At 46.3% G+C, this 13453-nt stretch carries 1 protein-coding gene and 7 rRNA genes; 1 reads left to right on the forward strand and 7 read right to left on the reverse strand.

Features of this window, described 5'->3' with window-relative positions; translation table 11 throughout:
• Window positions 1-134 precede the first annotated feature (134 nt).
• The 7 genes from K7H06_RS18780 to K7H06_RS18810 all read right to left on the reverse strand — a co-directional run bounded on the left by K7H06_RS18780 (window position 135) and on the right by K7H06_RS18810 (window position 12525).
• Window positions 135-1660, reverse strand: a 16S ribosomal RNA gene (locus K7H06_RS18780).
• A gap of 696 nt (window positions 1661-2356) precedes the next feature.
• A 5S ribosomal RNA gene (gene rrf, locus K7H06_RS18785) occupies window positions 2357-2473 on the reverse strand.
• A 45-nt stretch (window positions 2474-2518) separates the two neighbouring features.
• Window positions 2519-5445 (reverse strand): 23S ribosomal RNA (locus tag K7H06_RS18790).
• A 208-nt stretch (window positions 5446-5653) separates the two neighbouring features.
• Window positions 5654-7179: ribosomal RNA gene (locus K7H06_RS18795) — 16S ribosomal RNA — on the reverse strand.
• A 523-nt stretch (window positions 7180-7702) separates the two neighbouring features.
• Window positions 7703-7819, reverse strand: a 5S ribosomal RNA gene (gene rrf, locus K7H06_RS18800).
• Window positions 7820-7864: 45 nt separating this feature from the next.
• Window positions 7865-10791 (reverse strand): 23S ribosomal RNA (locus tag K7H06_RS18805).
• Between the two features lie 208 nt (window positions 10792-10999).
• A 16S ribosomal RNA gene (locus K7H06_RS18810) occupies window positions 11000-12525 on the reverse strand.
• Together the 16S, 23S and 5S rRNA genes form the textbook arrangement of a ribosomal RNA operon.
• 747 nt (window positions 12526-13272) lie before the next feature.
• Between K7H06_RS18810 and K7H06_RS18815 the strand changes: the two genes are divergently transcribed.
• Window positions 13273-13434 carry a CDIF630_02480 family spore surface protein gene (locus tag K7H06_RS18815; protein ID WP_223037532.1) on the forward strand — a complete coding sequence of 54 codons (162 nt, stop codon included), beginning with the start codon at window positions 13273-13275 and terminating at the stop codon, window positions 13432-13434.
• The last annotated feature ends 19 nt before the right edge of the window (window positions 13435-13453 follow it).

Below are 13453 nucleotides of genomic sequence, written 5' to 3' on the forward strand. Positions count from 1 at the left end.
TTCTTGATTTTCTCAGATTAATTGTAGTATTAATCTTTTTATATATGCATTGTTTAGTTTTCAAAGTACAAAGTTGAAAGATCACTTGATCCTTCAAAACTAGACAGTGTAAGAAACAAACCTATTCTCCTTAGAAAGGAGGTGATCCAGCCGCACCTTCCGATACGGCTACCTTGTTACGACTTCACCCTAGTTATTGAATTCACCTTCGGCAGCTTCCTCCAAAAGGTTAGATAGCTGACTTCGGGTGCCCCCAACTTCCATGGTGTGACGGGCGGTGTGTACAAGACCCGGGAACGCATTCACCGCGACATTCTGATTCACGATTACTAGCAACTCCAGCTTCATGTGGGCGAGTTGCAGCCCACAATCCGAACTGAGACTGGCTTTTAAGATTGGCTCCAGATTACTCTTTCGCTTCCCGTTGTACCAGCCATTGTAGCACGTGTGTAGCCCAAAACATAAGGGGCATGATGATTTGACGTCATCCCCACCTTCCTCCGAGTTATCCCCGGCAGTCTCTCTAGAGTGCCCATCCGAAATGCTGGCAACTAAAGACAAGGGTTGCGCTCGTTGCGGGACTTAACCCAACATCTCACGACACGAGCTGACGACAACCATGCACCACCTGTCACTTTGTCCCCGAAGGGATTTCCCCGATTAAGGGTAATGCAAAGGATGTCAAGTTTTGGTAAGGTTCTTCGCGTTGCTTCGAATTAAACCACATGCTCCGCTGCTTGTGCGGGTCCCCGTCAATTCCTTTGAGTTTCAGTCTTGCGACCGTACTCCCCAGGCGGAGTGCTTAATGCGTTAGCTGCGGCACCGAGGTTCGACCCCCGACACCTAGCACTCATCGTTTACGGCGTGGACTACCAGGGTATCTAATCCTGTTCGCTCCCCACGCTTTCGTGCCTCAGCGTCAGTTACAGTCCAGAGAGTCGCCTTCGCCACTGGTGTTCCTCCTAATATCTACGCATTTCACCGCTACACTAGGAATTCCACTCTCCTCTCCTGCACTCAAGCCAATAAGTTTCCAAGGCTTACTACGGTTAAGCCGTAGCCTTTCACCCCAGACTTTATTGGCCGCCTACGCACCCTTTACGCCCAGTGATTCCGGATAACGCTTGCCCCCTACGTATTACCGCGGCTGCTGGCACGTAGTTAGCCGGGGCTTCCTCCTAAGGTACCGTCATTATTCTTCCCTTAGGACAGAGCTTTACGACCCGAAGGCCTTCATCGCTCACGCGGCGTTGCTGCATCAGGCTTTCGCCCATTGTGCAATATTCCCCACTGCTGCCTCCCGTAGGAGTCTGGACCGTGTCTCAGTTCCAGTGTGGCCGATCACCCTCTCAGGTCGGCTACTGATCGTCGCCTTGGTAAGCCATTACCTTACCAACTAGCTAATCAGACGCGGGTCCATCCTATACCACCTGAGTTTTGACTCATGTATGATGCCATACTAGAGTTTTATCAGGTATTAATCCCGGTTTCCCGAGGCTATCCCTGTGTATAGGGCAGGTTACCCACGCGTTACTCACCCGTCCGCCGCTTTCCACTCTTTAAATCACCCGAAGGATCAATAAAGAGCTTCACGCTCGACTTGCATGTGTTAGGCACGCCGCCAGCGTTCATCCTGAGCCAGGATCAAACTCTCAAGTATAAAAGTTTTGAATTGAACGTTTTGGACTTTTATAGTCCATATATCTGGCTTAATTTCTTACACTGTATAGTTTTCAAAGATCAAACTTTTTGAATCAGTCACCATTTGGCAACTTAATCATCTTATCATTTTTGTCTCTTGCTGTCAAGAACTTTTTGTTTTATAAAAAGTTTCTTTCAGCGACGACAAGAACTATCTTACCATGTATCTTGCCTTAAGTCAACTAGAATTTTTTTCTTGTTTTGAATATTTTCTAGTTTTAAAATACCACTTCTTTCGAAACGGTAATTAATACTATATCATATATAACTTTGAATGTCAACTATATTTTAAAAAAATATTTACATTGAATGATATAAGTTGTTAAAATTCTTCCTTATAACCTCTAAATTTAATTCAACCACTTAAATATTTGATCAATTCATATGACTCTAACTTCTATAAATAGAATGTTGCAACTTCAAGTGGAGTAGAATCTCCACCTGAAGTTACAATATTTTACTTTAGTAAAACGAGTTCACTTTGTGTAAGTTTCAAACACTATCATTTCTAATAACGCTGCTCCTATAGCTACTAAGCTTCTTGACAACCACCTAGACTAGACTTTCACCAATAAGAAAATTACATACAGCTTTGCTGGGTACACCCTTATGCACAAAAAAACTCACATCGACACTTATTCGATGTGAGTTTTTTAACCAGCGACGACCTACTCTCCCAGGCAGTTACCCACCAAGTACCATCAGCGCTGAAGGGCTTAACTTCTGTGTTCGGTATGGGAACAGGTGTGACCCCTTCGCTGTAGTCACTGGATCTTTGAAAGTTTTATACTCTCAAAACCAAACAATGCATATTTTATTGGTCAAGTCCTCGACCTATTAGTATCGGTCAGCTTAAGACATTACTGCCCTTACACCTCCGACCTATCAACCAGATAGTCTTTCTGGGGTCTTACTAGCTTAACGCTATGGGAAATCTTATCTTAAGGGGGGCTTCGCGCTTAGATGCCTTCAGCGCTTATCCCGTCCATACATAGCTACTCAGCTGTGCCACTGGCGTGACAACTGATGCACCAGAGGTATGTCCATCCCGGTCCTCTCGTACTAAGGACAGCTCCTCTCAAATTTCCTGCGCCCACAGCGGATAGGGACCGAACTGTCTCACGACGTTCTGAACCCAGCTCGCGTGCCTCTTTAATGGGCGAACAGCCCAACCCTTGGGACCTACTACAGCCCCAGGATGAGACGAGCCGACATCGAGGTGCCAAACCTCCCCGTCGATGTGGACTCTTGGGGGAGATAAGCCTGTTATCCCCGGGGTAGCTTTTATCCGTTGAGCGATGGCCCTTCCACTCGGAACCACCGGATCACTAAGCCCGACTTTCGTCCTTGCTCGACCTGTATGTCTCGCAATCAAGCTCCCTTCTGCCTTTGCACTCTTCGCGCGATTTCCGACCGCGCTGAGGGAACCTTTGGGCGCCTCCGTTACTCTTTAGGAGGCGACCGCCCCAGTCAAACTGCCCACCTGACAGTGTCCCAAAGCTGGATTCACAGCTTATGGTTAGAACTTCAGTATTACAAGAGTGGTATCCCAAGGATGACTCCACACACACTGGCGTGCATGCATCGACGTCTCCCACCTATCCTGTACATGTAATACCAAAATCCAGTGTCAGGCTACAGTAAAGCTCCACGGGGTCTTTCCGTCCTGCTGCGGGTAACCGGCATCTTCACCGGTACTACAATTTCACCGAGTCTATTGTCGAGACAGTATCCAAATCGTTACGCCTTTCGTGCGGGTCGGAACTTACCCGACAAGGAATTTCGCTACCTTAGGACCGTTATAGTTACGGCCGCCGTTTACTGGGGCTTAAGTTCGGTGCTTCGATTGCTCTAACACGTCCCCTTAACCTTCCAGCACCGGGCAGGCGTCAGCTCCTATACATCGTCTTTCGACTTAGCAGAAACCTGTGTTTTTGCTAAACAGTCGCTTGGATCTATTCTCTGCGGCCACCTCGGGCTATAAACCCTAACGTGGCACCCCTTCTCCCGAAGTTACGGGGTCATTTTGCCGAGTTCCTTAACAATAGTTCTCTCGCTCGCCTTAGGATTCTCTCCTCACCTACCTGTGTCGGTTTACGGTACGGGCACCTAGATCTAACTAGAGGCTTTTCTTGACAGCGTGGAATCAGTAAGTTCGCTACTTATATTTCGCTCCCCATAACGCCTCAGAATTGTTAAGACGGATTTGCCTATCCTAACTTCCTAAACGCTTAGACGCACACAACCAACGGTGCGCTTAACCTATCCTTCTGTGTCACCCCATCGCTCAAACGATTTTCGGTGGTACAGGAATTTCAACCTGTTGTCCATCGCCTACGACTTTCGTCCTCGGCTTAGGTCCCGACTAACCCTGAGTGGACGAACCTTCCTCAGGAAACCTTAGGTTTTCGGCGGGCAGGATTCTCACCTGCCTCTCGCTACTCATGCCAACATTCTCTCTTGTATATAGTCCACTGCTCCTTACGGTACAGCTTCAACCCATATACAATGCTCCCCTACCCATACCAAACGGTATGCCGTAGCTTCGGTGACAGGTTTGAGCCCCGGTAATTTTCGGCGCGGGATCACTCGACTAGTGAGCTATTACGCACTCTTTGAATGAATGGCTGCTTCTAAGCCAACATCCTAGTTGTCTATGCAATCCCACATCCTTTTCCACTTAACCTGTACTTAGGGACCTTAGCTGACGATCTGGGCTGTTTCCCTTTCGACCATGAATCTTATCACCCATAGTCTGACTCCTAAAGTTATGATTACGGCATTCGGAGTTTGATAGTCTTCGGTAACCGGTGAGGGCCCCTAGGACATTCAGTGCTCTACCTCCGTATCACTACCTTTAAGGCTAGCCCTAAAGCTATTTCGGGGAGAACCAGCTATCTCCGAGTTCGATTGGAATTTCTCCGCTATCCACAAGTCATCCCAGCCTTTTTCAACAGACATGGGTTCGGTCCTCCACGAAATTTTACTTCCGCTTCAACCTGCTCATGGATAGGTCACCCGGTTTCGGGTCTACGGCATACAACTAAAATCGCCCTATTAAGACTCGCTTTCGCTGCGGCTCCGTTACAAAATAACTTAACCTTGCTGCATACCGTAACTCGTTGGCCCGTTCTACAAAAAGTACGTGGTCGTTCATAAAAAGAACTTCCACTGCTTGTAAACATAGGGTTTCAGGTTCTATTTCACTCCCCTCCCGGGGTTCTTTTCACCTTTCCCTCACGGTACTATACGCTATCGGTCACTAGGAAGTATTTAGCCTTGGGGGGTGGTCCCCCCAGCTTCCCACAAGGTTTCACGTGTCTCGTGGTACTCTGGAGTATACTCGAAAGTCTTCTTGTTTCATCTACAGGACTGTTACCTTCTTCGGTGGGTCTTTCCAGACCTCTTCGACTACAATAGCCTCTTTCTTAATGAGTATATCCACAACCCCTAAAGAAAATTCTTTAGGTTTGGGCTCTTCCCCTTTCGCTCGCCGCTACTCAGGGAATCGAGTTTTCTTTCTCTTCCTCAGGGTACTTAGATGTTTCAGTTCCCCTGGTATGTCTCCTATCTACCTATTTATTCAGTAGATGGTACTTAGGTATTACCCTAAGTGGGTTCCCCCATTCGGAAATCCCCGGATTAAAGCTTGCTTGCAGCTACCCGAGGCTTATCGCAGCTTACCACGTCCTTCATCGACTCCTAGTGCCAAGGCATCCGCCCTATGCTCTTTATAACTTGACCATGCTTCAATTACCAAAATTTTATATTTTGTGTAATTGGAGTACTAATAAACTTTACGTTTATTAGTTTCATTGTTCTTGATTTTCTCAGATTAATTGTAGTATTAATCTTTTTATATATGCATTGTTTAGTTTTCAAAGTACAAAGTTGAAAGATCATTTGATCCTTCAAAACTAGACAGTGTAAGAAACAAACCTATTCTCCTTAGAAAGGAGGTGATCCAGCCGCACCTTCCGATACGGCTACCTTGTTACGACTTCACCCTAGTTATTGAATTCACCTTCGGCAGCTTCCTCCAAAAGGTTAGATAGCTGACTTCGGGTGCCCCCAACTTCCATGGTGTGACGGGCGGTGTGTACAAGACCCGGGAACGCATTCACCGCGACATTCTGATTCACGATTACTAGCAACTCCAGCTTCATGTGGGCGAGTTGCAGCCCACAATCCGAACTGAGACTGGCTTTTAAGATTGGCTCCAGATTACTCTTTCGCTTCCCGTTGTACCAGCCATTGTAGCACGTGTGTAGCCCAAAACATAAGGGGCATGATGATTTGACGTCATCCCCACCTTCCTCCGAGTTATCCCCGGCAGTCTCTCTAGAGTGCCCATCCGAAATGCTGGCAACTAAAGACAAGGGTTGCGCTCGTTGCGGGACTTAACCCAACATCTCACGACACGAGCTGACGACAACCATGCACCACCTGTCACTTTGTCCCCGAAGGGATTTCCCCGATTAAGGGTAATGCAAAGGATGTCAAGTTTTGGTAAGGTTCTTCGCGTTGCTTCGAATTAAACCACATGCTCCGCTGCTTGTGCGGGTCCCCGTCAATTCCTTTGAGTTTCAGTCTTGCGACCGTACTCCCCAGGCGGAGTGCTTAATGCGTTAGCTGCGGCACCGAGGTTCGACCCCCGACACCTAGCACTCATCGTTTACGGCGTGGACTACCAGGGTATCTAATCCTGTTCGCTCCCCACGCTTTCGTGCCTCAGCGTCAGTTACAGTCCAGAGAGTCGCCTTCGCCACTGGTGTTCCTCCTAATATCTACGCATTTCACCGCTACACTAGGAATTCCACTCTCCTCTCCTGCACTCAAGCCAATAAGTTTCCAAGGCTTACTACGGTTAAGCCGTAGCCTTTCACCCCAGACTTTATTGGCCGCCTACGCACCCTTTACGCCCAGTGATTCCGGATAACGCTTGCCCCCTACGTATTACCGCGGCTGCTGGCACGTAGTTAGCCGGGGCTTCCTCCTAAGGTACCGTCATTATTCTTCCCTTAGGACAGAGCTTTACGACCCGAAGGCCTTCATCGCTCACGCGGCGTTGCTGCATCAGGCTTTCGCCCATTGTGCAATATTCCCCACTGCTGCCTCCCGTAGGAGTCTGGACCGTGTCTCAGTTCCAGTGTGGCCGATCACCCTCTCAGGTCGGCTACTGATCGTCGCCTTGGTAAGCCATTACCTTACCAACTAGCTAATCAGACGCGGGTCCATCCTATACCACCTGAGTTTTGACTCATGTATGATGCCATACTAGAGTTTTATCAGGTATTAATCCCGGTTTCCCGAGGCTATCCCTGTGTATAGGGCAGGTTACCCACGCGTTACTCACCCGTCCGCCGCTTTCCACTCTTTAAATCACCCGAAGGATCAATAAAGAGCTTCACGCTCGACTTGCATGTGTTAGGCACGCCGCCAGCGTTCATCCTGAGCCAGGATCAAACTCTCAAGTATAAAAGTTTTGAATTGAACGTTTTGGACTTTTATAGTCCATATATCTGGCTTAATTTCTTACACTGTATAGTTTTCAAAGATCAAACTTTTTGAATCAGTCACCATTTGGCAACTTAATCATCTTATCATTTTTGTCTCTTGCTGTCAAGAACTTTTTGTTTTATAAAAAGTTTCTTTCAGCGACGACAAGAACTATCTTACCATGTATCTTGCCTTAAGTCAACTAGAATTTTTTTCTTGTTTTGAATATTTTCTAGTTTTAAAATACCACTTCTTTCGAAACGGTAATTAATACTATATCATATATAACTTTGAATGTCAACTATATTTTTAAAAAATACTTACATTAAATGATATAAGTTGTTAAAATTCTTCCTTATAACCTCTACATTTAATTCAACCACTTAAATATTTGATCAATTCACATGACTCTAACTTCTATAAATAGCAAATTACAGCTTTACTGGGTACACCCTCATGCACAAAAAAACTCACATCGACACTTATTCGATGTGAGTTTTTTAACCAGCGACGACTTACTCTCCCAGGCAGTTACCCACCAAGTACCATCAGCGCTGAAGGGCTTAACTTCTGTGTTCGGTATGGGAACAGGTGTGACCCCTTCGCTGTAGTCACTGGATCTTTGAAAGTTTTATACTCTCAAAACCAAACAATGCATATTTTATTGGTCAAGTCCTCGACCTATTAGTATCGGTCAGCTTAAGACATTACTGCCCTTACACCTCCGACCTATCAACCAGATAGTCTTTCTGGGGTCTTACTAGCTTAACGCTATGGGAAATCTTATCTTAAGGGGGGCTTCGCGCTTAGATGCCTTCAGCGCTTATCCCGTCCATACATAGCTACTCAGCTGTGCCACTGGCGTGACAACTGATGCACCAGAGGTATGTCCATCCCGGTCCTCTCGTACTAAGGACAGCTCCTCTCAAATTTCCTGCGCCCACAGCGGATAGGGACCGAACTGTCTCACGACGTTCTGAACCCAGCTCGCGTGCCTCTTTAATGGGCGAACAGCCCAACCCTTGGGACCTACTACAGCCCCAGGATGAGACGAGCCGACATCGAGGTGCCAAACCTCCCCGTCGATGTGGACTCTTGGGGGAGATAAGCCTGTTATCCCCGGGGTAGCTTTTATCCGTTGAGCGATGGCCCTTCCACTCGGAACCACCGGATCACTAAGCCCGACTTTCGTCCTTGCTCGACCTGTATGTCTCGCAATCAAGCTCCCTTCTGCCTTTGCACTCTTCGCGCGATTTCCGACCGCGCTGAGGGAACCTTTGGGCGCCTCCGTTACTCTTTAGGAGGCGACCGCCCCAGTCAAACTGCCCACCTGACAGTGTCCCAAAGCTGGATTCACAGCTTATGGTTAGAACTTCAGTATTACAAGAGTGGTATCCCAAGGATGACTCCACACACACTGGCGTGCATGCATCGACGTCTCCCACCTATCCTGTACATGTAATACCAAAATCCAGTGTCAGGCTACAGTAAAGCTCCACGGGGTCTTTCCGTCCTGCTGCGGGTAACCGGCATCTTCACCGGTACTACAATTTCACCGAGTCTATTGTCGAGACAGTATCCAAATCGTTACGCCTTTCGTGCGGGTCGGAACTTACCCGACAAGGAATTTCGCTACCTTAGGACCGTTATAGTTACGGCCGCCGTTTACTGGGGCTTAAGTTCGGTGCTTCGATTGCTCTAACACGTCCCCTTAACCTTCCAGCACCGGGCAGGCGTCAGCTCCTATACATCGTCTTTCGACTTAGCAGAAACCTGTGTTTTTGCTAAACAGTCGCTTGGATCTATTCTCTGCGGCCACCTCGGGCTATAAACCCTAACGTGGCACCCCTTCTCCCGAAGTTACGGGGTCATTTTGCCGAGTTCCTTAACAATAGTTCTCTCGCTCGCCTTAGGATTCTCTCCTCACCTACCTGTGTCGGTTTACGGTACGGGCACCTAGATCTAACTAGAGGCTTTTCTTGACAGCGTGGAATCAGTAAGTTCGCTACTTATATTTCGCTCCCCATAACGCCTCAGAATTGTTAAGACGGATTTGCCTATCCTAACTTCCTAAACGCTTAGACGCACACAACCAACGGTGCGCTTAACCTATCCTTCTGTGTCACCCCATCGCTCAAACGATTTTCGGTGGTACAGGAATTTCAACCTGTTGTCCATCGCCTACGACTTTCGTCCTCGGCTTAGGTCCCGACTAACCCTGAGTGGACGAACCTTCCTCAGGAAACCTTAGGTTTTCGGCGGGCAGGATTCTCACCTGCCTCTCGCTACTCATGCCAACATTCTCTCTTGTATATAGTCCACTGCTCCTTACGGTACAGCTTCAACCCATATACAATGCTCCCCTACCCATACCAAACGGTATGCCGTAGCTTCGGTGACAGGTTTGAGCCCCGGTAATTTTCGGCGCGGGATCACTCGACTAGTGAGCTATTACGCACTCTTTGAATGAATGGCTGCTTCTAAGCCAACATCCTAGTTGTCTATGCAATCCCACATCCTTTTCCACTTAACCTGTACTTAGGGACCTTAGCTGACGATCTGGGCTGTTTCCCTTTCGACCATGAATCTTATCACCCATAGTCTGACTCCTAAAGTTATGATTACGGCATTCGGAGTTTGATAGTCTTCGGTAACCGGTGAGGGCCCCTAGGACATTCAGTGCTCTACCTCCGTATCACTACCTTTAAGGCTAGCCCTAAAGCTATTTCGGGGAGAACCAGCTATCTCCGAGTTCGATTGGAATTTCTCCGCTATCCACAAGTCATCCCAGCCTTTTTCAACAGACATGGGTTCGGTCCTCCACGAAATTTTACTTCCGCTTCAACCTGCTCATGGATAGGTCACCCGGTTTCGGGTCTACGGCATACAACTAAAATCGCCCTATTAAGACTCGCTTTCGCTGCGGCTCCGTTACAAAATAACTTAACCTTGCTGCATACCGTAACTCGTTGGCCCGTTCTACAAAAAGTACGTGGTCGTTCATAAAAAGAACTTCCACTGCTTGTAAACATAGGGTTTCAGGTTCTATTTCACTCCCCTCCCGGGGTTCTTTTCACCTTTCCCTCACGGTACTATACGCTATCGGTCACTAGGAAGTATTTAGCCTTGGGGGGTGGTCCCCCCAGCTTCCCACAAGGTTTCACGTGTCTCGTGGTACTCTGGAGTATACTCGAAAGTCTTCTTGTTTCATCTACAGGACTGTTACCTTCTTCGGTGGGTCTTTCCAGACCTCTTCGACTACAATAGCCTCTTTCTTAATGAGTATATCCACAACCCCTAAAGAAAATTCTTTAGGTTTGGGCTCTTCCCCTTTCGCTCGCCGCTACTCAGGGAATCGAGTTTTCTTTCTCTTCCTCAGGGTACTTAGATGTTTCAGTTCCCCTGGTATGTCTCCTATCTACCTATTTATTCAGTAGATGGTACTTAGGTATTACCCTAAGTGGGTTCCCCCATTCGGAAATCCCCGGATTAAAGCTTGCTTGCAGCTACCCGAGGCTTATCGCAGCTTACCACGTCCTTCATCGACTCCTAGTGCCAAGGCATCCGCCCTATGCTCTTTATAACTTGACCATGCTTCAATTACCAAAATTTTATATTTTGTGTAATTGGAGTACTAATAAACTTTACGTTTATTAGTTTCATTGTTCTTGATTTTCTCAGATTAATTGTAGTATTAATCTTTTTATATATGCATTGTTTAGTTTTCAAAGTACAAAGTTGAAAGATCACTTGATCCTTCAAAACTAGACAGTGTAAGAAACAAACCTATTCTCCTTAGAAAGGAGGTGATCCAGCCGCACCTTCCGATACGGCTACCTTGTTACGACTTCACCCTAGTTATTGAATTCACCTTCGGCAGCTTCCTCCAAAAGGTTAGATAGCTGACTTCGGGTGCCCCCAACTTCCATGGTGTGACGGGCGGTGTGTACAAGACCCGGGAACGCATTCACCGCGACATTCTGATTCACGATTACTAGCAACTCCAGCTTCATGTGGGCGAGTTGCAGCCCACAATCCGAACTGAGACTGGCTTTTAAGATTGGCTCCAGATTACTCTTTCGCTTCCCGTTGTACCAGCCATTGTAGCACGTGTGTAGCCCAAAACATAAGGGGCATGATGATTTGACGTCATCCCCACCTTCCTCCGAGTTATCCCCGGCAGTCTCTCTAGAGTGCCCATCCGAAATGCTGGCAACTAAAGACAAGGGTTGCGCTCGTTGCGGGACTTAACCCAACATCTCACGACACGAGCTGACGACAACCATGCACCACCTGTCACTTTGTCCCCGAAGGGATTTCCCCGATTAAGGGTAATGCAAAGGATGTCAAGTTTTGGTAAGGTTCTTCGCGTTGCTTCGAATTAAACCACATGCTCCGCTGCTTGTGCGGGTCCCCGTCAATTCCTTTGAGTTTCAGTCTTGCGACCGTACTCCCCAGGCGGAGTGCTTAATGCGTTAGCTGCGGCACCGAGGTTCGACCCCCGACACCTAGCACTCATCGTTTACGGCGTGGACTACCAGGGTATCTAATCCTGTTCGCTCCCCACGCTTTCGTGCCTCAGCGTCAGTTACAGTCCAGAGAGTCGCCTTCGCCACTGGTGTTCCTCCTAATATCTACGCATTTCACCGCTACACTAGGAATTCCACTCTCCTCTCCTGCACTCAAGCCAATAAGTTTCCAAGGCTTACTACGGTTAAGCCGTAGCCTTTCACCCCAGACTTTATTGGCCGCCTACGCACCCTTTACGCCCAGTGATTCCGGATAACGCTTGCCCCCTACGTATTACCGCGGCTGCTGGCACGTAGTTAGCCGGGGCTTCCTCCTAAGGTACCGTCATTATTCTTCCCTTAGGACAGAGCTTTACGACCCGAAGGCCTTCATCGCTCACGCGGCGTTGCTGCATCAGGCTTTCGCCCATTGTGCAATATTCCCCACTGCTGCCTCCCGTAGGAGTCTGGACCGTGTCTCAGTTCCAGTGTGGCCGATCACCCTCTCAGGTCGGCTACTGATCGTCGCCTTGGTAAGCCATTACCTTACCAACTAGCTAATCAGACGCGGGTCCATCCTATACCACCTGAGTTTTGACTCATGTATGATGCCATACTAGAGTTTTATCAGGTATTAATCCCGGTTTCCCGAGGCTATCCCTGTGTATAGGGCAGGTTACCCACGCGTTACTCACCCGTCCGCCGCTTTCCACTCTTTAAATCACCCGAAGGATCAATAAAGAGCTTCACGCTCGACTTGCATGTGTTAGGCACGCCGCCAGCGTTCATCCTGAGCCAGGATCAAACTCTCAAGTATAAAAGTTTTGAATTGAACGTTTTGGACTTTTATAGTCCATATATCTGGCTTAATTTCTTACACTGTATAGTTTTCAAAGATCAAACTTTTTGAATCAGTCACCATTTGGCAACTTAATCATCTTATCATTTTTGTCTCTTGCTGTCAAGAACTTTTTGTTTTATAAAAAGTTTCTTTCAGCGACGACAAGAACTATCTTACCATGTATTTTATCTTAAGTCAACTGTAAATTTTTTCTAATTTTGAATCAACACTTCTTTCAAAGCGATGAGCAATACTCTAGCATATACTATTATAATTGTCAATATTTTTTGTAAAAAACGCTATATATATTGCAATTGAAAATTTCTATTTTAAAATTATGATATTTTACCCTTATTTCAAACAATGCAGTGTACTTATTGCATTCTAATAGATCTATTCAATTATATGTTTTTATATTTTCTTTATTAATTCATAAGACACCCACTTATATAAGTAATTAAAACTTTCTTTTTCAAGTATAGTAGAGTCTTCAACTAAAGTTTCTATAATTTTTATCTAGAAAAACGAATTCACTATTTCTTCTTTATATTATACTTCTTTATAATTGCTACTCACATACCTATAATTGTTTTTTAAAGAAAAAAGCCTTCTATTCTAAAAATAAAAGCAACTGTAAAAAAAGTCTTCTTATTTATATTTTACCATGTACAATTCTAATAGATTTTATTTACTTTGAAAATACTAATAACAAGGAGGGATATTATGTCTAGGAACAAATTAAATAAAAACACAAAACCAATAGAAAATCATAAAACTGCTCCTTGGGCAAATATAGAAGACCTAAAATCGCAATCTCGCGTTCCTATTCCTAATGAATTAGAAGTAGAAAACGCAAAGGAATGGGTAGATGACAACGAAAAATAATTCATTATTAAATATTTGA

The organism is Crassaminicella profunda (assembly GCF_019884785.1).
Taxonomy (GTDB): Bacteria; Bacillota; Clostridia; order Peptostreptococcales; family Thermotaleaceae; genus Crassaminicella; species Crassaminicella profunda.